At 44.4% G+C, this 21,471-nt stretch carries 19 protein-coding genes and 1 pseudogene; 12 read left to right on the top strand and 8 right to left on the bottom strand.

Translation table 11 applies throughout. The features are described 5' to 3' along the window. Window positions 1-63 precede the first annotated feature (63 nt). Window positions 64-186 carry a hypothetical protein gene (locus HADU_RS16015; RefSeq protein WP_005232802.1) on the top strand — a complete coding sequence of 41 codons (123 nt, stop codon included), beginning with the start codon at window positions 64-66 and terminating at the stop codon, window positions 184-186. An 87-nt stretch (window positions 187-273) separates the two neighbouring features. Here the strand turns inward: HADU_RS16015 and nadC are convergent, their stop codons facing one another. Next, window positions 274-1,119, bottom strand: a complete 846-nt coding sequence (gene nadC / locus HADU_RS10165) for a carboxylating nicotinate-nucleotide diphosphorylase (RefSeq protein WP_008305894.1) — start codon at window positions 1,117-1,119, stop codon at window positions 274-276. 180 nt (window positions 1,120-1,299) lie between these two features. Here nadC and ampD point away from each other — a divergent pair, with 180 nt between their 5' ends. Beyond that, window positions 1,300-1,884 carry a 1,6-anhydro-N-acetylmuramyl-L-alanine amidase AmpD gene (gene ampD, locus HADU_RS10160; RefSeq protein ID WP_004813900.1) on the top strand — a complete coding sequence of 195 codons (585 nt, stop codon included), beginning with the start codon at window positions 1,300-1,302 and terminating at the stop codon, window positions 1,882-1,884. 65 nt (window positions 1,885-1,949) lie between these two features. After that, on the top strand, window positions 1,950-3,500 hold the full coding sequence (gene murJ / locus HADU_RS10155; RefSeq protein ID WP_171056664.1) for a murein biosynthesis integral membrane protein MurJ: 1,551 nt from the start codon (window positions 1,950-1,952) through the stop codon (window positions 3,498-3,500). Window positions 3,501-3,583: 83 nt separating this feature from the next. On the opposite strand, the gene HADU_RS15325 is transcribed toward murJ, so the two are convergent. Then, a complete protein-coding gene (locus HADU_RS15325; RefSeq protein ID WP_004647174.1) occupies window positions 3,584-3,742 on the bottom strand; it encodes a DUF1328 domain-containing protein in 159 nt (52 codons plus the stop codon). Window positions 3,743-3,934: 192 nt separating this feature from the next. Here HADU_RS15325 and HADU_RS10145 point away from each other — a divergent pair, with 192 nt between their 5' ends. Next, a complete protein-coding gene (locus HADU_RS10145) occupies window positions 3,935-4,387 on the top strand; it encodes a YcgN family cysteine cluster protein (RefSeq protein ID WP_004781392.1) in 453 nt (150 codons plus the stop codon). Window positions 4,388-4,430: 43 nt separating this feature from the next. On the opposite strand, the pseudogene HADU_RS10140 reads toward HADU_RS10145, so the two are convergent. Then, window positions 4,431-6,592, bottom strand: a pseudogene (locus HADU_RS10140) (putative bifunctional diguanylate cyclase/phosphodiesterase). Window positions 6,593-6,829: 237 nt separating this feature from the next. Between HADU_RS10140 and HADU_RS10135 the strand changes: the two are divergent. Further along, on the top strand, window positions 6,830-8,101 hold the full coding sequence (locus HADU_RS10135; protein WP_008305874.1) for a replication-associated recombination protein A: 1,272 nt from the start codon (window positions 6,830-6,832) through the stop codon (window positions 8,099-8,101). 267 nt (window positions 8,102-8,368) lie between these two features. Here the strand turns inward: HADU_RS10135 and purC are convergent, their stop codons facing one another. From purC to dapA, 3 genes are read right to left on the bottom strand one after another with little or no spacing between them, the layout of a single operon-like run. Further along, a complete protein-coding gene (purC, locus tag HADU_RS10130) occupies window positions 8,369-9,088 on the bottom strand; it encodes a phosphoribosylaminoimidazolesuccinocarboxamide synthase (protein ID WP_004781395.1) in 720 nt (239 codons plus the stop codon). Window positions 9,089-9,126: 38 nt separating this feature from the next. Continuing rightward, window positions 9,127-9,732: a hypothetical protein gene (locus tag HADU_RS10125; RefSeq protein ID WP_004781397.1), complete on the bottom strand. Its 606-nt coding sequence runs from the start codon at window positions 9,730-9,732 to the stop codon at window positions 9,127-9,129. A gap of 12 nt (window positions 9,733-9,744) precedes the next feature. After that, on the bottom strand, window positions 9,745-10,644 hold the full coding sequence (dapA, locus tag HADU_RS10120) for a 4-hydroxy-tetrahydrodipicolinate synthase (RefSeq protein WP_008305869.1): 900 nt from the start codon (window positions 10,642-10,644) through the stop codon (window positions 9,745-9,747). A 727-nt stretch (window positions 10,645-11,371) separates the two neighbouring features. Here dapA and mhpT point away from each other — a divergent pair. From mhpT to HADU_RS10105, 3 genes are all read left to right on the top strand, one after another. After that, window positions 11,372-12,586: a 3-(3-hydroxy-phenyl)propionate transporter MhpT gene (gene mhpT, locus HADU_RS10115; RefSeq protein ID WP_008305867.1), complete on the top strand. Its 1,215-nt coding sequence runs from the start codon at window positions 11,372-11,374 to the stop codon at window positions 12,584-12,586. 608 nt (window positions 12,587-13,194) lie between these two features. After that, entirely contained in the window at window positions 13,195-13,824 is a 630-nt protein-coding gene (pncA, locus tag HADU_RS10110) for a bifunctional nicotinamidase/pyrazinamidase (RefSeq protein WP_008305864.1), read from the top strand. 113 nt (window positions 13,825-13,937) lie between these two features. Then, the gene (locus HADU_RS10105; protein ID WP_008305862.1) at window positions 13,938-14,891 is read left to right on the top strand and encodes a bile acid:sodium symporter family protein; all 954 of its coding nucleotides are present in this window, start codon (window positions 13,938-13,940) and stop codon (window positions 14,889-14,891) included. Between the two features lie 67 nt (window positions 14,892-14,958). Here the strand turns inward: HADU_RS10105 and HADU_RS10100 are convergent, their stop codons facing one another. Next, complete coding sequence (locus HADU_RS10100) at window positions 14,959-16,212, bottom strand: hypothetical protein (RefSeq protein WP_008305860.1); 1,254 nt, start codon at window positions 16,210-16,212, stop codon at window positions 14,959-14,961. A 77-nt stretch (window positions 16,213-16,289) separates the two neighbouring features. Here HADU_RS10100 and serB point away from each other — a divergent pair, with 77 nt between their 5' ends. The 3 genes from serB to HADU_RS10085 all read left to right on the top strand — a co-directional run bounded on the left by serB (window position 16,290) and on the right by HADU_RS10085 (window position 18,886). Further along, complete coding sequence (gene serB, locus HADU_RS10095) at window positions 16,290-17,516, top strand: phosphoserine phosphatase SerB (protein WP_008305858.1); 1,227 nt, start codon at window positions 16,290-16,292, stop codon at window positions 17,514-17,516. A gap of 411 nt (window positions 17,517-17,927) precedes the next feature. Further along, window positions 17,928-18,263, top strand: a complete 336-nt coding sequence (gene aciT, locus HADU_RS10090) for a ciprofloxacin tolerance protein AciT (protein WP_004890907.1) — start codon at window positions 17,928-17,930, stop codon at window positions 18,261-18,263. A gap of 143 nt (window positions 18,264-18,406) precedes the next feature. After that, the gene (locus HADU_RS10085; RefSeq protein ID WP_008305855.1) at window positions 18,407-18,886 is read left to right on the top strand and encodes a hypothetical protein; all 480 of its coding nucleotides are present in this window, start codon (window positions 18,407-18,409) and stop codon (window positions 18,884-18,886) included. Between the two features lie 319 nt (window positions 18,887-19,205). Here the strand turns inward: HADU_RS10085 and dtd are convergent, their stop codons facing one another. Next, on the bottom strand, window positions 19,206-19,646 hold the full coding sequence (dtd, locus tag HADU_RS10080) for a D-aminoacyl-tRNA deacylase (protein ID WP_008305853.1): 441 nt from the start codon (window positions 19,644-19,646) through the stop codon (window positions 19,206-19,208). A gap of 222 nt (window positions 19,647-19,868) precedes the next feature. Here dtd and HADU_RS10075 point away from each other — a divergent pair, with 222 nt between their 5' ends. Further along, window positions 19,869-21,383, top strand: a complete 1,515-nt coding sequence (locus HADU_RS10075) for a catalase (RefSeq protein WP_008305852.1) — start codon at window positions 19,869-19,871, stop codon at window positions 21,381-21,383. The last annotated feature ends 88 nt before the right edge of the window (window positions 21,384-21,471 follow it).

Raw genomic sequence — 21,471 nt, 5'->3', positions numbered from 1 at the left:
TACTGTGTAACCTCTGTTTTAAGCGATGATCTTTTAACCAAATCTCATTCAGAGGGTTATAACATGAAAATATGGTTGATGGCATTTTCAGTATTTGCTGTACTGGGTTTAACTGCCTGTGATTCGAATTCTCGTGATGAAAACCGTGATGGTGCAAATATGGAACGAGGAAGTGATACCAATTAACAGAGTAGAGGCCATTCAACCTCTATGATTTATATCCTTGAGAATAAGAAAAAGGGTGCTATGGCACCCTTTTTTATGGATAAAACTTTAACTATTAAAACGCATCGATAGGTCAATGGCTTTGACATCTTTGGTCAATACGCCCATCGAAATATAGTCTACGCCTGTACTCGCCACTTCACGTAAATTATCAATAGTGATATTGCCTGAAGCTTCCAGTTTACAGCGACCAGCCACATGTTTAACGGCATCAATCATTTGCTGCTGACTGAAATTATCCAGCATCACGATATCAGCCTCGGCTTCTAGGGCCTGATTTAACTCATCCCAGGTTTCTACTTCGACTTCTACCGGTTTACCTGGTGCAATCTGATGTGCCTTGGCAATGGCCTGTTCAATTCCACCAGCCGCCATGATGTGATTTTCTTTAATTAAAAAGGCATCGAACAGCCCCAGACGATGATTCTGACCACCCCCAATCGCTACGGCATATTTCTGTGCAATACGTAGGCCGGGAATAGTTTTACGGGTGTCTAATAGTTTGGTATTTAAACCTTCTAATTGTTTGACATAGCTTGCTGTTTTGGTCGCGACTGCAGACAGGGTTTGGACAAAATTCAGTGCCGGACGTTCTACCGTGAGCAGGCTACGCGCAGAACCTGCCAGTTTCAGGAAGGCTTCATTTGCCCCGACACGGTCACCGTCATTCTTCAGCCAGATCACTTCAATTTTTGGATCGTAGGCTTGAATCAAAGCATTCACCCAAGGTTGCCCAGCCAGCACCATATTCTCACGACTGATAATGGTGGCAGTCGCCTGTTCATCTTCAGGTGTCAGCAGGGCAGTGATGTCACCATCACCAATGTCTTCAGCCAATGCCTGTTGAATATTGATCTGAATCGACTGTTCTAGCAAAGCTTGAGATATGCTCATGAGTATTTCCGTATCTTTTGTAAGCCGTGAAAATTGCGCGTTATATTAGCACTGTTACATAAAAATGAGCGATTTTTCGTACAGTCATCACAGCTGAATTGAGATTTGGATACGAAAGTTTTAGCATTAAGCCAGCTGCATTGCGCAGCAGTCATTTTGATTGGGGATAGGAAAGTTTTTATGCAACAAGCACCTGCGTTTCATGTGAAGGATGGACAACTCATCGGTGCACGCCAGATTCCCTCACCCAATTTTAACCAGCGTCCGGAAAATACCGAGATTCAACTGATCGTGGTGCATAACATCAGCCTGCCGCCCTCACAATTTGGCGGTGGTTATATTGAGCAGTTTTTCCAGAATCAGCTGGATTGGTCAGTACATCCTTATTTTCAGACCATTCAGGGCATGCAAGTGTCCACCCATCTGTTGATTCTGCGTAGCGGGGAAGTGCTGCAGTTTGTCAATTTTAATGACCGGGCCTGGCATGCGGGTCGTTCGACCTATCTCGCTAAGAAAGAATGCAATGATTATTCTATCGGGATTGAGCTTGAAGGCAGCGATGACCTTCCCTTTGAACAGGCACAGTACGATGCACTGGTACAGGTGACTGCCTGTCTGCAAGCCCATTATCCAAAAATCCAGCAACATATTGCCGGACATTCTGATATTGCCCCGGGACGTAAAACTGATCCAGGCCTACATTTCAACTGGGTCGCATTCCGTAAACAATTGCATCATTATAAAAATACATCAATACCTGAATAGGAATGTGATAAAGCAATGAACTTCTACCAGAAGTTTCATTACAATAGGCAAAATTTAAACATTAGGTGAACAGTATGGCGCTGTGGCGTTCGACCGTCATTGTCAGTGCGATGACCATGTTGTCACGGGTACTGGGTCTGGTCCGGGATATTGTACTGCTCAATGTCTTTGGTGCAGGTAAGGACTTCGATACCTTCGTAGTCGCATTCCGTATTCCCAATTTCTTCCGGCGTCTGTTTGCGGAAGGGGCTTTTTCACAGGCTTTTATTCCGGTACTGACCGAATATAAAACCACACGGACGCATGCCGAGGTACAGATCCTGATTAGTAGGGTATTTGGCTGTCTGTCTACCGTCATGAGCCTGCTGACCTTCGTGGCCATGGTGGCTGCACCTGCCATTATTTATGTCTATGCACCTGGCTTCCATGCAGATCCAGAGAAGTTCGCACTGGCATCGGACATGTTCCGCCTGACCATTCCTTATCTGCTGTTCATGTCACTGACGGCTTTTGCCAGCAGTATCCTGAACAGCTACGGTTCATTCACTACACCCGCTTTTGCACCGGTGCTTTTGAATGTGGCAATGATTGCCGGCGCCTTGTGGCTTACCCCATATATGGCCGAACCGATCATGGCATTGGGCTGGGCAGTATTGATTGCGGGTGCTTTGCAACTGGCGATTCAGATTCCGGAACTATGGCGCAAGAAACTGCTGATTCCACCCAAAATCGACTTCAAGCATGAAGGCGTAGACCGCATCATGAAACTGATGCTGCCAGCGCTGTTTGGTGTTTCGGTGACGCAGATCAACCTGCTGCTGAATACTATTTGGGCATCCTTTATGCAGGATGGTTCGGTATCCTGGCTTTACAGTGCTGAACGTATGACGGAGTTGCCATTGGGCTTGATTGGCGTGGCAATTGGTACCGTGATTCTGCCATCTTTGTCGGCACGTCATGCCGAACAGGATCAGGTGAAATTCCGCAGTATGATCGACTGGGCGGCGAAAGTGATTGTAATGGTCGGCCTACCGGCCAGTATTGCATTGTTCATGCTTTCTACGCCGATCATTCAGGCGCTGTTCCAGCGTGGCCAGTTTGATCTAGAAGATACCCAGATGACAGCAATGGCGCTCCAGTGTATGAGTGCTGGCGTGATTTCATTCATGTTGATTAAAGTTTTTGCACCAGGTTTCTATGCCCAGCAAGATACCAGAACACCGGTACGTGTCGGTTTAATTGCAGTAGCGGCTAACGCGATTCTGAATGTTGTGTTTATTGGATTCTTCAAGCTGATTGACTGGCATGCAGAACACATGGCATTGGCTTTAGCTTCTTCAGGTTCAGCTTTGGTCAATGCCGGAATGCTATATTTCTATCTGCACAAGCGTGATATTTTCCGCTTTGGTGCACACTGGAAAAAAATCTTCCTGCAATTCATGTTTGCCAATGTGGTGATGATTGCAGCTTTGGCCTATGCACTGAGCTGGTACAATGGTGATGTATCACAGTGGATGCGTGTACTGGAAGTACTGATTTTATGTGTGGTCGGGGTAGTGGCGTATTTGGCCGCATTGGTCGCTGCTGGTTTCAGACCACGCCATATCAAACCGTAATCCATTTTGGGCGCATAAAAAACAAGAGCCAAATGGCTCTTGTTTTTTCTGTAGGAAACTTTTCCTTAAGCAAAAATCAGTCGCTAGACCTTGCCGCGAGAAAGGAAACCAACAATGGCAAGAATAACGGCAATCACCAATAAGATAATCGCGAAATCCTTAGATAAGCCTGCTACTCCACCGAAACCAAGTAGACTGGCAATTAAGGCAATCACAGCAAAAATAATAGCCCAGCGAAACATATCAATTCTCCATGTGTTTTTATTCTCAAATCCAGTATAGGAATATTCGATTTTGGGCACTGTTAGTGTTTTGTTGATGTACTGTCTCTGATTTAACAATAGTTTACGTGATATTAATAAGATTCACGTCCCTACATTTCCTTTGTTGAGACTTGGTATAATAAGCTGATTTTTACCATAGCCGTTTTGATTATGTCTGATGCCTTACGTCCATACTTCTGGAAAAAATATAGTCTCACTGAGCTGACACCAGAAGAATGGGAAGCGCTTTGTGATGGTTGTGGGCTTTGCTGCCTGATCAAGCTGGAAGATGAAGACACCCACGAAGTTGCCTATACCAAAGTGGCTTGCAAATTACTGGACTGTAAAACTGCCCGCTGTTCGGATTATCCGAACCGGCTGCAATATGTGCCCGATTGTATCCAGCTAACACCTGAGAAACTGGACACCATTCACTGGTTGCCATCAAGCTGTGCCTATCGCCGAGTTGCTGAAGGGAAAAGCCTGCCATCCTGGCATTATCTGAAGACAGGTTCACGACAAAGCGTAATTCAGGCCAAAAAATCTGCTGCTGGTCGCTGCTTAAGTGAAGTCGATATTGATGAAGATGAAATTGATGAATATATCGTACGCTGGGTGCGCTAGCTGTTAGCGCAATCCAACCTCGTCAAATGATTAAATAAAAAAATTAAGCTGCCTGTTGTAGCAGTTGCTGTGCTGAAGACCCCGACATAGGTCGGTAAAAATAAAAACCTTGTCCGATCTGGCAATCACAATTGATTAGCGTGTCCAGTTGTTCAGTATTTTCAATACCCTCGACCAGTACATCCAGAGAAATACTGGAACCAATCTGGGTAATGGCTTTGACAATGGCCAGCGCAGACGGATCATTGTTCATGCGTTCTACAAAGTTGCGATCAATCTTGATGCAGTCGACCGGATATTCCTGTAAACGGGTCAGGGAAGAATGACCGGTACCGAAGTCATCCAGAGAAATATGAATTCCATGTTTTTTTAGCAGGTTTAGTGCCCGGATCACATAATTGGCTCCGCCTTCGGATAAGCTCTGCTCGGTAATTTCCAGTTCAACCTTATGTGCAGGAATATCGAATCGGGATAGACGAGCCAGGAATTTCTCAGCATAGTCATCGCGCAGGAATTCAACTGGAGCTGCATTGATTGAAATTGGCAGTATATCCAGACCCTCGGCTTGCCAGCGGCTCATATCCTCAAAGACTTTTAGCTGCATGGTTTCACTGATGCGCGAAGCTAAATCATAGTCCTGGAAAGCAGAAAAAATATGAGAGGGTAACTGGATCTGATGCTGTTGATCCTGCCAACGCAGTAAGGCTTCGAAACCAATCACCTCACCATCAGAAAGGCGAACCTTAGGCTGATAATAAGGAATAATCTGATCCGCATGAATAATCTTGCGTGCCAGCGTCAGTTGTTTGGTCATGTTTTCCAGTGACCTGAACATCTCCTGATTAAACATGCGAATCCCGCCACGACCACTATTTTTCAGATCATTCAGGGCAATATCGGCACATTTCAGCAGGTTGGAACTATTCTGGGCATCACGCGGATAAACGGTACAACCGATACTCATACCGATACTCATACGATGGCCGACATAACTCACTGGTTGTTCCAGTTGGGCATAGGCCAGTTGTGCAGTATTAATCAGCTGGGCTTCGTTTTCCAGGTTTTTGACTAAAATAGCAAACTCATCGCCACCCAGACGGGCAACGACTATATTATTGGAGCCAAAACAGGCCTGAAAACGCTTGCCCAAGACATGCAGCAAATGGTCCCCGGCAATATGACTCAAAGTGTCATTGATATACCGGAAATAGTCTAGGTCGATCAGGAGCAGGCCAACCATTATTTGCTGTTGCTTGGCTTTTAGCAGTACCTGTTTAAAGGTCTTATAAAAGGCATTGCGGTTATACAGTCCGGTCAGCTCATCACGCTGAATTACGGCTTTTAAACGGCTTTCAACTATTTTTTGCTGACTGACATTGCGTGAAACACACAGGATATTTTGGGGAATATTATTTTCGTCCAATACTGGAGTCAGTAAATGATCCCAGTATTGTGGGTCCTCATTCTCCGTCTGGGCTTTTTCTACAAAACGGCTATTTAAACCTTGAGCAGCCTGTTTTAAAGCGCGTTGTCCGGTTTTTTTAACTTCAGCGGGTAACAGGCTTAACCATGAATGCGGGGCAGGCTGCTGTTCAGGATCAATCCCTAACTTATGACAGGCTGACTGATTGATATGACGGATTTCGCCTTGTGGAGACATCACTTTAATACAATCGACACTGGCATCCAGCATGTTTTTTGGGTAGAAATCACCTGAGACAGTTGTTGCTGAATCTCAAAATATTCATGGATATCGGTCAGTGATACCGACCATTGCAGCAGATGTTCTGCTGTATGCTGAAACTTGATGGCCAAGGCACACATACGGTAGCTGGAATCAGCCGATTTAATCCGGCACTGGGTATTAAAGCCTTGTTGCTGATTCAGGCCAGCATGCCATTGCTCAGAAAACGTTGGCTGATCATCTGGATGAATCAGGCTTTGCCATTCTTTAGGACCATATTCACTTAAATTGGTACCTAAATAATCCGAAAGTGCCTGATTAAAATATTCAATATTATCCTTGCCCAGCACCCAAAGCGGATGCGGCACATCATTGATCAGATCTTGTAATAATCTGGATTTTGCCTGTTGTTCATTAGAAGATTGTATCAAGGTTGAAATAAGCGAATCAGCGCATTCTGCAGTTGTTCGTCTAGATTTATTATGCTTCATGCATCCCCACCGATACCACCCAAAGAGCATCCAATCAGTTGCTCAAGTCCATTCTAATTAATATGAGATAATGTGAAATTTACAAGGTTATTAACCTGTAATTAATCATGTTCTATTTATCTACTTTTCATAAGATTAATCCATTCATTGTAAAAAAAATAGAGATTTCTTACATAAATTAAATTTTTCTCATAAATGTTTGAAATATTGGAATCAAAACTACCAGTGTTAGAATGAAAGCAGAATTTAATTTGAGCCAATAATAAGATGTCAGACAGTCATATCCCGCTTCCAGAACGCTTGCGGCCTCGCGACCTTGCAGAAATTATCGGGCAGGATCACTTGCTTGGAGAGAATGCACCTCTACGTCAGATGATTGACCAAGGGCATTTACCATCGATTATCTTCTGGGGTCCACCTGGAGTAGGTAAAACCACGATTGCCTTGCTACTTGCCCAAGCGGTGGACCGGCCATTTATCAGCCTGTCTGCACTCAATACCGGTGTGAAAGAATTGCGTGAAGTCATTGCGGAAAGTGTTGATCTGCTGACGCCTGTAGTGTTTATTGACGAGATTCACCGTTTTAATAAATCCCAGCAGGATGCACTGCTGAATGCCGTCGAAAAAGGCAAAATTACCCTGATTGGCGCGACGACGGAAAATCCATCTTTTGAAGTCAACAGTGCCTTGCTGTCACGTTGTCAGGTCTATACCTTGAATGCGCTGAGTGACGAAGCGATTCAGACTTTACTAACTCAGGCGATTCAGACTGACAAATTCCTGCAGGAACGCTATATCCAGATTGAAGAATTTGACGCCTTATTGCAGTTTGCCGCAGGGGATGCGCGTAAGGCACTCAATCTACTAGATCTGATTGCCAGTACTTTTGAGGCTGATCAGGAAAATATCATTACTAATGCGATTGTGGTCAAAGTCGCACAGCAGAATATTGCCCGTTATGACAAGTCTGGCGAGCAGCACTATGATCTGGTTTCGGCCTTCATCAAGTCGATTCGTGGTAGTGATCCGGATGCTGCCCTGTACTGGATGGCACGTATGCTGAAAGGTGGTGAAGATCCGGTCTTTATTGCCCGCCGTATGCTGATTGCGGCATCAGAAGATATTGGCAATTCCAATCCGAATGCCTTGTTGCTAGCGGGTGAATGCTTCCGCTCAGTTCAAGCGATTGGTATGCCGGAATGCCGGATTATTCTGGGACAATGTGCGGTTTACCTGGCGACCAGTGCCAAAAGTAATAGTACCTATCTCGCGATTAACAAGGCGATGGATCTGGCTGAAAAAACGGCCAATTTGCCAGTGCCTTTACATCTGCGTAATGCAACCACCAAGTTGATGAAAGAGCAGGGTTATGGAGTGAATTATCTGTATCCGCATAACTATCCGGAACATTTTGTTTTGCAAGATTACCTGCCGCCTGAGCTGAAAGGCACCAAACTGTACGAATCGGCACGTAATAAGCGTGAAGTGGAAGGCGAACGTCTGCAACAACGTCGCTGGCAGGAACAACAGCAGCAGTAAACAAAAAAAAGCCCAATTCAAGGAGAATTGGGCTGAAATAGGATGTCTTGGGGGAGATACATCCTAGAGGGTAAGGGTATAAATCTAGCCGACAACACCAGATGGATTGCATCTGCTGGGGATGTGGCTGGGATGCAGTAATATTAAGGCATGCATTGAATAATGTAAAAACGATCATTTTTATTAATAAAATTCATTTTTTCGATCATAAGATTAGACAATAAAAAACCGGGCTATTTGCCCGGTTCTTTGAAGCATTATTAGTGCTTAGATATCTTCAAGATTGATACCTAAACGTGCTGCAACTTCTTCGTACGCTTCAACCACACCGCCTAGGCCTTGACGGAAACGGTCTTTATCCAGTTTTTTCTTGGTGTCTTTATCCCATAGACGACAGCCGTCTGGAGAGAATTCGTCACCCAGTACGATACGGTCGTGGAACACACCAAATTCAAGTTTAAAGTCAACCAGAAGCATATTACCCGCTTCGAATAATGCTTTAAGCACATCGTTCACTTGGTAAGTCAGTTCTTTCATTTTTGCCAGTTGTTCAGCAGTCGCCCAACCTAAAGCAATCGCTTGAGATTCGTTCACCATTGGATCGCCTAGCGCGTCATCCTTGAAGAACAATTCGAATGTTGGAGGCGTTAACTCTTTACCTTCTTCTACACCAAGACGACGGCATAAAGAACCCGCAGCATAGTTACGTACTACACATTCTACTGGAATCATTTTAAGTTTTTTCACCAGCACTTCAGTCGGTGTCAGCAGTTTCTCAAAATGAGTTTCAATACCAGCAGCAGCCAGCTTTTCCATGATGAAGGCGTTAAAACGGTTATTCACCTTACCTTTACGATCCAGTTGTTCGATTTTTTCGCCATTGAATGCGGACGCATCGTCACGAAAAACTAAAATCAGGTGGTCTTCACTGTCCGTGGTATAGACAGATTTCGCTTTACCAGTATAGAGCAAGGTTTGTTTTAACATGAGGGAACCTTCTACAAAAAAAAATGCCTAGAAAATGTCTAGGCTGGCCAATTTTGGTAAATCTGGTTTAACAGTTCTGCTGCTTTTTCGCGGTCGGCAAAACTGTTATCGGGATTAAACACAGCCAGGGTGTTACTCGAACCTGCGGGAGAGAGTCTTAAAACATAGGTTTGCTGATCGACCTGAATCGCTACTTCATAACGATCTTTATTTTGACCAACGATAGAATGGTTAAGGCTGCTAAGCGTGGCAAGAGTGTATTGCCATATTGTAGCAGCATTTCCATCAATTTTGAGCAGTGGATTTTGATTTCCGTCAGTGACTAATTGCGGCTTTCCCGAAAAATTTTCTTGAGTTTCATCTGCTTGAGTTGAATTTACTGGCTGTGCAGTAGGACGTGGCATCGCAAAGCGGTTACCACGCTGATTTTCAAGCTTTGGTGCATTTTCCAGGGCAAGCGGATCTACGGTCGGAGCAGGGTACAAAGGCGTTGCAGGACGAACCATTGACCCTTCAGGATATTGTAATGGTTGCAGCGTGGTTGTCTCTTTATAGTCCAAGGTACCGTTTTTAAAGGCCATTGAACTACAACCTGCTAAACTGAATACTGAAAGTGCCAGGGTAAGTCCTAAACGTAATTGCATAATCGTTGCTCTTTATTTAATGACGCTCGCTTCTACAAGTGCCTCATGAAGCGGAGCGCGATATTGTTCTGCAAGTGGTGTTAATGGAAGGCGAATACCTGTACCAATTAAGCCCATATCATGGAGAGCCCATTTCACAGGAATTGGGTTTGATTCGCAAAATAGAATATTGTGTAAATTTGCAACCTGAGCATTGAGCTCTTCAGCACCTGCCGCATCGCCTGCAATGGCTGCAGCACATACTTCACTCATGACTTTTGGTGCAACGTTAGCAGTCACAGAGATATTACCTTTGGCACCATGACCCATTAACTCATAGGCAGTTGCATCATCACCTGAGTAAACAGTCATGTTTTTGCCTGTCAGACCTTCAATCAGGGCAGCACCACGGGCTACATCACCTGTTGCATCTTTAATGCCCACGATCTGTGGAATATCTGCCAGACGGATCACGGTTTCGTTGGCCATATCTACGCCAGTACGACCTGGAACGTTATAAAGAATTTGAGGTAGGTCAACCGCTTCAGCAATCGCTTTATAATGCTGGTATAGACCTTCCTGAGTCGGTTTGTTGTAGTAAGGAGTAACCAGCAGGGCAGCATCAGCGCCAAGTTCTTTGGCTTCCTGAGTCAGCTCGATTGCTTCACGAGTCGAGTTTGCGCCTGTACCGGCAATGATTGGAATACGTTTGTTGGCAACACGAATGATTTCTTTGATCACTTGAGTGTGCTCGCTCATGCTGAGCGTTGATGCTTCACCAGTAGTACCAACCGCGACGATACTGTTAGTGCCTTCTGCAATATGCCACTCAACCAGCTTCTCGAGACCCTTCCAATCTACGCTGCCATCTTCAAACATGGGGGTGACGATTGCGACAATGGAACCCTGAATGGTCTGTGCTTGCTGAGTCATTTTAAAAAACTATCCTATTTGTCCATCCGAAGAGAATGAGAAAACATATTTGGGATGGGTTTGTATTTTGATTTGTAGCAAATTCAATAGATTTGCACTGAATTGAATATTGCTTATGCAAATTATGACTGATCAAACGCATAAGAACAATATGCTTTAGTAAAAGCCACTGAATTCTTTATACAAAGCCTCTAGGCAACAATCAAGTTTTAATCGTTATGATTTTTTGCTGTCCAAATCATCCTTTATCCTCCAGCAGTATGAAAGCTAATGAATTCATTTTTTCAGTAAAAAATACACAGAATAAGTCACTTAAGTGAATTAAATAGATTTAGAAAACATTCTTTTATGGCGTTTTAGGGGAGTATTAATATTTATATTTGATGAATTAAGAGCTAAAATATATCGAATAATAAACCTCATTTATGATGAATAAAAAGCAAAAATGCCTGAACTAATCTTTTTTTCGTATTAGTGATCGGCCCTGAATTTTTCTCACTGTTGAATTTCCGGGTTTGATGTATAAGTCTAAATCCAAAAATACTGGGATTTTAATACTTCTCATTAATTGCTTTTTTGACTTTATCGAACAGCATCTTAAAGTCATTAATTTTCTGGATTTTTCAGTATATCCGAGCAAATTGTTCAACTTATTGGTAGTTAATTCTCTTTAGCGGCTCATAGATGATGGCCTCTCTTTTGAACGCTGATTGAACAAGGATATTCCATGGAAAAATCAGACAATAAGCACGCGATCATCACGGTAGGGATCTGCTTTCTGATCGCTGCGATTGAAGGCCTGGATATTCAGGCTGCCGGGATTGCCGCTGCTGGTATTCGTGAGCACTTTGGTCTTGATAGCTCACAATTGGGTGTATTTTTTAGTGCAGGGATTCTGGGCTTATTGCCTGGTGCACTGGTCGGTGGTCGTATTGCGGACCGTATTGGCCGTAAGACTGTTTTGATCTGGTCTACAGCGGTGTTCGCTGTATTCACACTTTGTACAGTATGGGTCAATAGCTTTAACTCATTATTGGCTGTACGTTTCTTGGCAGGTGCGGGTCTTGGAGCGGCAATGCCAATTTTAATTACGCTTGCATCTGAAGCTGTCACACCTGCAAATCGTGGTCGTGCAGTCGGCTTGATGTACTGTGGTATGCCAGTCGGTGCAGCAATTCTGTCACTGATTGCAGCGACTGAATTTGGTGCAAACTGGAAAAACATTTTCTACCTTGGGGGATTATTACCAATCATCGTGATTCCAGTGATGATGTTCTTATTGCCTGAGTCTAAAGAGTACTTAAAAGCGAAAGATCTAGCAGAAAATGCACCTGCTGATGCTGCGCCTAAAGGTGCGTTTAAAGACCTGTTTAACTCACAAAACCTGCTACGTACCATATTCATCTGGGTAAGCTACTTCTTCACATTGATGGTGGTATACATCATGCTGAGCTGGTTGCCATCTCTATTCCAAGAACTTGGCTTCACACATAAAGAAAGTGCTACGGCTCAGTTCTACTTCATGCTCAGTGCGACTGTAGGTACAGTGATTTTAGGTGTGTTAACTGACCGCTGGAAGAAAGCATACGTCATTCTATTAATGTACGGCGGTATCTTGGCAGGTCTATTGGCGCTAAACGCCGCAGGTTCATTAACACAAATGTACATGGCATCAGCGCTAGTGGGTGCATTCGTTATTGGCTGTCAAGGTGTATTGTATGCCTTCGGTGGTATCGTTTACTCAACAGAAGTTCGTGGTACGGGTGTTGGTGTGGCATCAGCAGTAGGCCGTATTGGTGCAATGCTTGGACCAGCAATTGCAGGTAGTCTGTTAACTGCAGGCTTCGGTGCGGCGGGTGTAATCTCAGCAGCGATCCCATGTATTATTATCTCAGCAGTATTCATGTTGTTCTTGGTTCGTAAAATGAACAGTGCGGCATAAGCGAAACTGAATAAAAAACCCGCAGGATGCGGGTTTTTTTATGCCTTAAAGGATGATTCAAACGACATAAATGAACCTCTTAAAACTTATATCGCTATTCGACTTTAGCCATATTTGTCATGATTGCACTGAAAAATAATTACAAATAGGAAAGAGTGCTTGGCTCAAAAACTGCGCATCGAGCATTTCCTACAACCACATCAAAACTATACGCTATGAATCATTCAGGACGAAATTGAGCTTGAGTTATCTCATCTCCTTGAAACTCAAACACACTCTTTCTGGACGGGCATAGCTCAGCTTTGAAGATCAAGCGCGTATGATGATGTCAATCTATAGATCAATGTCTTTAAGCTAATGATGCAATGCCGGAATATTTTGATTGGCTATATACGACGTTACACACGGGCTTATTGTTACTTTCATGTGGCATCGCTAGGTAAAGCCAAAATCTACTTACGTTTTTGTGCGCCATTTGGCCCAAGAATTGCCCGAATATGATTTTTGTCAGAATGCGCAGTCATTCTATTTTTGTCACTGGGACTAAAAAACAGCATGGTTTTTAGGCTATGCTTGGGCATCATCAAGATTTCAAGGAATGAGAGCGTATGCAGCAGAATGCCGCGTTGATTGTTGTGGATGTTCAGAAGGGATTTACCCCGGGAGGTAATCTGGCAGTCGCAGGTGCGGATCAGATTATTCCGAATATCAATCAACTAGGACAATACTTTAGTAATATTGTACTGACCCAGGACTGGCATCCAGAAAATCACATTTCCTTTGCAGCTCATCATCCTGACAAAGCTGCCTATGACACGATCCAGCTAGAGTATGGCCCTCAGGTGCTCTGGCCAAGCCACTGTGTGCAGGGCACTGCGGATGCTGAACTGCATCCAGAATTGGATCTGCCACAAGCGCAGCTGATTATTCGCAAAGGCTTTCATCAAAATATCGACAGTTACTCTGCTTTTATGGAAGCAGACCGGAAAACCAGTACCGGTCTGGCAGGTTATCTGCGAGAACGTGGTATCGATACGGTATTTATTGTTGGAATTGCCACCGATTTCTGTGTGGCGTGGACAGCGATGGATGCCTGCAAACTGGGCTTTAAGTCCTATGTAATTGCGGATGCTACTAAAGGCATTGACCTGAATGGTTCACTGCAACATGCTTGGCAGGACATGCTGGCTCAAGGGGTAAAAAGGATTTATCTGAAAGATATAATCGATGTGGCTTAAGCGCTGGCTTTTTATTTTTGAGCTGATCTGCTTTCAGACGAGTTGATATATTTATATATTTTGAGGCATCAAACGATGCCTCGATTTCCTTTTAAATGCCCCCGGATTTCCCCATGTCAGCACTCCTTCAATTTAGCCAGTTTGTCCAAAAGACCTTTGCTTTGTGGGTGATTCTGTTTTCTGCCATTGCCCTGATGCTACCGGAGCTTTTTGTCTGGCTACGTGCCTATATTCCCTGGATGTTGGGCCTGATCATGCTAGGTATGGGCATGACCATGACAGTAGGCGATTTTAAAAGTGTGTTACAGAGTCCAAAAGCAGTGGCAATTGGAGTTGTGGCCCAGTTTATGGTGATGCCAGGGCTGGCTTTTCTCCTATGTCAGCTGTTCCAGCTCCCGGCTGAAATTGCGATTGGGGTAATCCTGGTGGGTTGCTGCCCGGGTGGAACTGCATCCAATGTGATTACCTACATGGCCAAGGGCAATACCGCGCTGTCTGTGGCCTGTACTTCGGTTTCAACTTTGCTGGCACCTGTTTTAACCCCGGCTATTTTCTATCTGCTGGCCAGTCAGTGGATTGAGATCAATGCCTGGTCAATGCTGGTATCAATTCTGCAAGTGGTATTATTTCCGATTATTTTGGGCCTGATTATCCGTGCCATTTTAAAGGCTAAAGTTGAGGCTTATATCCAGGTAATGCCACTGATCTCGGTGATTGCGATTGTCGCAATTGTCGCCGCAATTATTGCTGGCAGCAAAACCCAGATTCTGGAATCCGGACTAATGATTTTAGGCATTGTCGCCTTACACAATGGCCTGGGTTATTTACTCGGTTATTGGGCCAGCAGGATCTTTAAACTGGCTGAAATTGACTGCCGTGCGGTATCGATAGAAGTGGGCATGCAGAATTCTGGTCTAGGTGTGGCTTTGGCTGCGACTCATTTTGCTGCATCTCCCATCACAGCCGTACCGAGTGCCATTTTTAGCTTATGGCACAATATTTCTGGACCAGCCTTGGCCACTAATTGGGCAGCCAGAAAACCCGCTGAGACTGATCAGCAGAACTGATGCCAGCAGAAACAAGGAATAAAAAAAGCCCGATGCTAAGATCGGGCTTTTTACTCTTCAAAATTTATTAGGATGCTTTGGATTGTTTAGATTTCAGGATATCGGTTCGGAAGCTTTGCGCCAGTTCTGCCATCTCGGCATCCATCCCATTCATCACGAAAGCATGACGGGTCAGGACATTGGTTGGATTTGGCATGCTGACCAGTTCATAGTGATCAGAAATAGATTTAAGTAAGAAGTTCGGGACATGTACCGCACTTTCACGCGCTATCAGTTGCTGTGCCAGACGTTCAGCCGCTTGAGCTGAATTCAGCTGCATTTCATCCACTTTCGAAGCAATCGCGCTACGTGTCTGCAAGACAAAACGTTTATCTTCACGGTAGCGTTTGTACAGCACTTCAGAAAGTAACTGGAAGACATAGCTGATTAGGGTGAGGCAGGCGAGGGCATTGGGCTTGTCTGCGGCAATACTCAGTGTTGCACCTTTTTCATCAAACTTGTGTACCGTCCAGACATCCGAACTGTTCAGTTTATAATGTTGTACGCACAGTTCAGTGGCCTTATTTAGGAAGATCTGACACAAGTTGAAATAAGGCACAGACACAGTCTTGTTGACCGAATCCAGCAGCTGTTTGGGATCATAGAACTGGATATTCAGTGAAAGAGTATCTTTTTCGACTACAGCCGGCGTGCTGTCTTTTTCCTTTGGCTTATTGTGAACCGCTTGCTGTGCCTGAGCAATTGCCAAAGCTGCATTGTGTTTTTCCTGTTCCAGTGCCTGAGTCAGCGTCTGAATTTCAAATTTCAGACGTGATTCATTATTGATGCGCGCCAGGTATTCACTGCGGCTTGGACGGGCAATGGAGCGATAAGCTAACCATAATAAACTATGCAGAATGAAAGAGAATAAAATCGCTGTCCACTGGGTACGCAGAATTTCACCGATACTTGGCTCAATCAAAGTAATCTCAACTGAACCGACTTTTTTCTCGTTAAGTAATGCTTCGCGGACAAAAACCTCGCCATCTCGGGTTTTCGTCAGACCACCAGTGGCTAAAACCTGAGCATTTGCATCCAGGATGCGAATTGAGGCAACACTTGGGTTAGTGGAATAACGATTCGCCAGTAAAGCCAGTGAAACACGATTGGCTGGATCCAGCTCAGCCAGGCTGTCTGTCACCAGTTGACTGGTCATGAGCTGACCTTGGCTGGCACGGTTTTCATTCAGCTGGTGAGTGGTTGCCAATACCAGTAAGAAGGTATGAAGGGCAAAACTTATAATCAGTAGGCTAGCAAATAGCCCTTGTCTAGGCGCATTCAACGTAAACTTCCAAGGCAATTCTATTCAAATTCGATTATGATTCTAACAATAGTTGTAGCTCAGACCCGAGTCAATTCATGCGAGAAATCATTCTTATATCATTCTTAGGACCCGACCAGCCTAATCAATTTACACGATTAATGCAGGTTTTGTCCGCTCATTCCTTACAGATCCTGGATGTTGGACAAGCGGTTATTCATAACCAGTTGACCTTAGGTATTGTTGTATCTTCGGACGATCAGACCGCTACCGCATTAGCCATGAAGGAAATCCTCATTCTAGCACATGATATCGGGTTAACAGTGCGCTTTAAACCGATCTCTGTCACAGAATACAATCAATGGGTCAAAGAAGGTGGTCAGACCCGCTATATCGTGACCGCATTGGCCCCGGAATTAAAGGCTTCTCACCTGCAAGCCGTGACCCAGATCGTGTCCAGTCAAGGCTTTAATATTGAAACTGTAACCCGACTCTCCGGTCGTCCGGTACTGGACGGTGATGATACGGAGGCTGGACCAAAACGTGCCTGTATACAGTTCAGCCTGAAAGGCCAGATGCTAGATGCCGCAGCAATGCGTACAGCCTGCCTCAGCCTGTCTACGGCACTGAATGTCGATGTTGCAGTTCAGGAAGATAATGTTTATCGCCGTAACCGTCGTCTGGTCTGCTTTGATATGGATTCAACCCTGATCGAGCAGGAAGTGATTGACGAGCTGGCGATTGAAGCAGGTGTCGGTGCACAGGTGGCTGAAATCACCGAACGTGCAATGCAGGGCGAGTTAGACTTCCAGCAAAGCTTCCGTGCACGTGTAGCACTACTAAAAGGCATGGATGCATCTGTGCTGCCGAAGATCGCAGAACGTCTGACCATTACTGAGGGTGCAGAACGTCTGATCTCTACCTTAAAAGCACTGGGTTATCGCACTGCAATTCTTTCTGGCGGTTTCCAGTACTTTGCTGAGCATCTGCAAGCCAAACTAGGCATTGATGAGGTCCATGCCAATGTCCTCGATGTTGAGGATGGGATTGTGACAGGTGAAGTCAAAGGTCATATTGTTGATGGTGCGCGTAAGGCGCATCTGTTAATGACGATTGCTGAAGAGATGGGTATTTCCCTGGAACAGGCAATTGCCGTGGGTGATGGGGCCAATGACCTGCCAATGCTATCGATTGCCGGTTTAGGTGTCGCATTCCGTGCCAAGCCACTGGTCCGTCAGAATGCCAATCAGGCGATTTCCAGTGTCGGTCTGGATGGCGTGCTGTACCTACTTGGTGTGCATGATAAAGATCTCAGCCGTGCCTGAGATTAGCGATTTTTAAGATAGAAACGCGGTCAAATGGCCGCGTTTTTTTATGCTGATTGATCACGCGCTGAAGAGTAGTAGAGGGAACTGTATAGAAATATACCGATCATCTTAAACGGAAAAATAATTTTTTCAGTCCAGAAAAACGGCGTTTATTTTGTAATGACACGCCAGCATCGATGGGGCAAATGTTTCGGAAAAACTCTAAAAATAAAAAATGTAATGACAAAATAATATCGCGACAGAATATGTCGTTGAACAGAAATAAAGGACTTTTTTTAGTCAAAAAACTCATCATAATGCTGGCATAGATAGACAAATCAATATATTCCACGAAGTGGATTTTACGACATTCAACCATGAGAACCGCTGCATTACTTGCATGATCTGGGGTTGGACGGAGGGGATTTTATGGTAACAGCGAATTTAGCAACAATTGTGGGCTTTAGTCTGGTAGCCGCTGCTGTACTTGTTGTGTTCTTCTCGCCGTATCGTCGCTGGTTAAGTTTTATGGTGGCTGGAATGTTTACCTGGGGGCTGATTGAAGTCATTCGCCTGGGAACACAGACACTATTTGAACTGCCAATGACCTATGGTTATTTAGCGGCGTTATCGAGCGTGATGGTCATAGTAACTCTATTGTTGCTACGTGAAGATCGTCGTGCCGAGCGCGCACTGGCCAAGCGCCGCTGCATCGAACATACACCTGTTTATGAAGATGACCAGCAGCAGTTATCCAGCCGATAATTGCGCTATTAAAAACAATAAAAACAAATGCACCTTAGGGTGCATTTTTTGTTAACGATCATCTACAAACTGCATGCTTAACCTCCTTGTAATTTATGCTAGGATAGCTATCAATTTTCGTACAATTACAATAGGCATAACTCATGAAACTGTCGTCAATTCCTGTCCTGAAACTTCCTTTGGTCGATCTCAGTACCGACCCGCTTGATTTACTGGTTGCAGGCTTGGCTTTGCGTATGAAGCAGTTGGCACGTACCAGTCCAAAATTTATTGAATTGGTCTATGAGCGTCAGTTCCGTATCCAGATCGGTACAGATGAAGGTCTGGCGCGCCAGATTATTGTCAATAACGGTGATATTGATACTGTATCAGGTAATGCTGAGCCGGCAGATTTTGTATTGCAGTTTGCAGACAGCGAACAGGGTGTTAAAACGCTGATGAAAGGTGACCCAACCGCATTCATGACGGGTATGCAAAACGGCACTATCAAAATGGAAGGTGACTTTGGCTTGCTGGTCTGGTTTAATCAGGTGGCGAAGATGCTTCCACCAAAATTGCCAAAACCAGTCAAAGAAAAGGTGAAGCTGGTACGTCAGTTCATCAAAGAGAAAACGGGTAAATAAGATTTAAATTTTTAAAAAGATCTGGAATGCTAGTCAATTAAATAATTGGTTAGCATTTTTTCGAGCTTAGAAAATATTGGACACGTGAAACGTAATCAGCAACTGTTTCAGGCAAGACTAGATTTAAGAAAGATTGTTTCTGCGAGACATATATTCATTGATCAGACCTGACGAGTTTTGCGGTCAGGAGCATTGCTTCGCAAGAGACCTCCCTTGCGAAGCTTCACTTCTCATTCAGGCAAAACCAAATTAATAAAGACCGATCTAAAAGAATAATTTATAAAGAAAAACTTTCGAGAAAAAAGTATCAGAGAACTTGTTATTCAACTTCTAAATTAAACGTCACCGGTCCGTCATTGACCAGATGCACTTTCATGTCGGCAGCAAAAATACCAGTTTGTACATGATCGAACTGGCTTTGTGCATATTCAACTAGCTGTTCATACAAGGCTTTTGCTTCAGCCGGTGGCATGGCCGGACCAAAGTCAGGACGTAAACCTTTTTGGGTTTGGGCCATCAGGGTAAACTGTGAAACCAGCAATAAACCACCGCCCGCCTGGGCAACGTTCCAGCCCATTTTTCCCTGTTCATCATCAAAGAAACGGTATTTCAGAATTTTATCAATCAGCTTCTGGCCTTTTTCTAAGGTATCTTCCTTACCAATCCCTAAAAAGACCAAGATACCGTGCTGAATTTCTCCGGTTGTTTCACCCTCAACAACGACTTTGGCTTCTAGCACTCGCTGTAATAATGCGCGCATATTTGACTCAAAAACTGAAAATTATGTGCATTGTACAAGAACCGCAGCAAGTCTGCAGATTAGCTCTGCTTAAAATGTATTCTAATCTATTGACTATATTTGATAATATTTTAAGAAATCTAAAAACACGATTGAATTTATAAAAATTATCTGTTTTATCTATTTTTTACTCTCGAGTATCTTAGCCCATGCAGGAAAGGTAATAAATTGAGAGATTTAGAAATGTTTAAGCGTTCATTACTGGTTGCAATGCTTGCAACTGTCACAGCCGCACAAGCTGCCCCATTAACTAAAGATAACGGCGCGCCAGTGGGGGATAACCAGAACTCGATCACCGCCGGTCCAAATGGTTCCGTTTTACTTCAAGATGTACAATTAGTTCAAAAATTACAACGTTTTGGTCGTGAGCGTATTCCTGAGCGTGTGGTACATGCGCGTGGTACAGGAGCATATGGTGAATTCGTTGCAACCAAAGACCTGTCTGATCTGACCCTTGCTTCATTGTTCAAAGCCGGTACTAAAACTCCAGTTTTCTTACGCTTCTCTACCGTAATTCATGGTAAAGGCTCACCAGAGACTTTACGTGACCCGCATGGTTTCGCAGTGAAATTCTATACCCAAGAAGGTAACTGGGACTTGGTCGGTAACCAGACACCGGTATTTTTTATCCGTGATGCAATCAAGTTCCCGGACTTCATTCATGCCATGAAGCCAAGCCCGGTCACCAACGTACAAGATGCCAACCGTGTATTTGACTTCCTGTCTAGCCAGCCTTGGGCAACCAACATGCTGACTTATGTTTATGGCAAGCAAGGTGTCCCAACCAGCTACCGCGAACAGGACGGTTTTGGTGTGCACGCTTACAAACTGTATAACGACAAAGGCGAATACAAGTACGTGAAATTCAACTTCCGCTCTAAACAGGGTGTGAAGGGTTTGAATGTAAAAGAAGCGGCTGAGCAGCAAGGTAAAGATTTCAACCACTTGACCAATGACCTTTATAACAACATCTATGCAGGTAACTTCCCGAAATGGGATCTGTATATTCAGGTGCTTGATCCTAAAGACCTGGGCAAGTTTGATTTCGATCCGCTAGATCCAACTAAAATCTGGCCAACTGAGCTGGTTCCAGAAACTAAAGTCGGTACCTTGACCCTGAACCGTATGCCGAAGAACTTCTTCAACGAGACTGAACAGTCGGCATTTGCGCCAGGTAACCTGGTACCAGGAATCGAGCCATCAGAAGACCGTCTGCTACAAGGCCGTATCTTCTCTTATTCAGATACACAAATGTACCGTCTGGGTGCAAACCACCAGCAGATTCCGGTCAACCGCCCAGTGGTGAATGTGAATAATAACAACCAGGATGGCTACATGAATGTATCTGAGCGTGACTCAGATGTGAACTATGAGCCTAGCCGTAAAGAGCCAAAAGCTGCAACTGCGAAAGCACGTGCGGTTCAAACTCCACTTACTGGCACAGTTCAACAGATCGGTGCCAAAGAACAGAACTTCAAGCAGGCTGGTGAACTTTACCGCTCATACACAGCTAAAGAGAAAGATGACCTGATCATGAACCTGGCTGCTGACTTAGGTGCAGTGAAAGATTCAGAAACCAAGCACATCATGTTGTCTTATTTCTACAAGGCAGATGCAGACTACGGTACCCGTATGACCAAAGCAGTCAACGGTAACCTGGCGACGGTTAAAGCCAAAGCTGCAAAATTAAAAGACTAATCTCGATTGGTCTTGAGGAACTGGTGACTAGGGTATAGCACATCACCTCCGAAAAGTCCTGTAAAACTCCAAACCTTTCCTGCACCCT

The organism is Acinetobacter sp. HA (genome assembly GCF_000264725.1).
Lineage (GTDB): Bacteria > Pseudomonadota > Gammaproteobacteria > Pseudomonadales > Moraxellaceae > Acinetobacter > Acinetobacter schindleri.
The sequence above is the reverse complement of the archived record's forward strand: the minus strand, read 5'-3'. Positions and strand labels throughout refer to the sequence as shown.

Coding starts and splice junctions, on each gene's coding strand:
- HADU_RS16015 (WP_005232802.1), top strand. CDS start 64: ATGAAAATATGGTTGATGGCATTTTCAGTATTTGCTGTACTGGGTTTA.
- nadC (WP_008305894.1), bottom strand. CDS start 1,119: ATGAGCATATCTCAAGCTTTGCTAGAACAGTCGATTCAGATCAATATT.
- ampD (WP_004813900.1), top strand. CDS start 1,300: ATGCAACAAGCACCTGCGTTTCATGTGAAGGATGGACAACTCATCGGT.
- HADU_RS15325 (WP_004647174.1), bottom strand. CDS start 3,742: ATGTTTCGCTGGGCTATTATTTTTGCTGTGATTGCCTTAATTGCCAGT.
- HADU_RS10145 (WP_004781392.1), top strand. CDS start 3,935: ATGTCTGATGCCTTACGTCCATACTTCTGGAAAAAATATAGTCTCACT.
- HADU_RS10135 (WP_008305874.1), top strand. CDS start 6,830: ATGTCAGACAGTCATATCCCGCTTCCAGAACGCTTGCGGCCTCGCGAC.
- purC (WP_004781395.1), bottom strand. CDS start 9,088: ATGTTAAAACAAACCTTGCTCTATACTGGTAAAGCGAAATCTGTCTAT.
- HADU_RS10125 (WP_004781397.1), bottom strand. CDS start 9,732: ATGCAATTACGTTTAGGACTTACCCTGGCACTTTCAGTATTCAGTTTA.
- dapA (WP_008305869.1), bottom strand. CDS start 10,644: ATGACTCAGCAAGCACAGACCATTCAGGGTTCCATTGTCGCAATCGTC.
- mhpT (WP_008305867.1), top strand. CDS start 11,372: ATGGAAAAATCAGACAATAAGCACGCGATCATCACGGTAGGGATCTGC.
- pncA (WP_008305864.1), top strand. CDS start 13,195: ATGCAGCAGAATGCCGCGTTGATTGTTGTGGATGTTCAGAAGGGATTT.
- HADU_RS10105 (WP_008305862.1), top strand. CDS start 13,938: ATGTCAGCACTCCTTCAATTTAGCCAGTTTGTCCAAAAGACCTTTGCT.
- serB (WP_008305858.1), top strand. CDS start 16,290: ATGCGAGAAATCATTCTTATATCATTCTTAGGACCCGACCAGCCTAAT.
- aciT (WP_004890907.1), top strand. CDS start 17,928: ATGGTAACAGCGAATTTAGCAACAATTGTGGGCTTTAGTCTGGTAGCC.
- HADU_RS10085 (WP_008305855.1), top strand. CDS start 18,407: ATGAAACTGTCGTCAATTCCTGTCCTGAAACTTCCTTTGGTCGATCTC.
- dtd (WP_008305853.1), bottom strand. CDS start 19,646: ATGCGCGCATTATTACAGCGAGTGCTAGAAGCCAAAGTCGTTGTTGAG.
- HADU_RS10075 (WP_008305852.1), top strand. CDS start 19,869: ATGTTTAAGCGTTCATTACTGGTTGCAATGCTTGCAACTGTCACAGCC.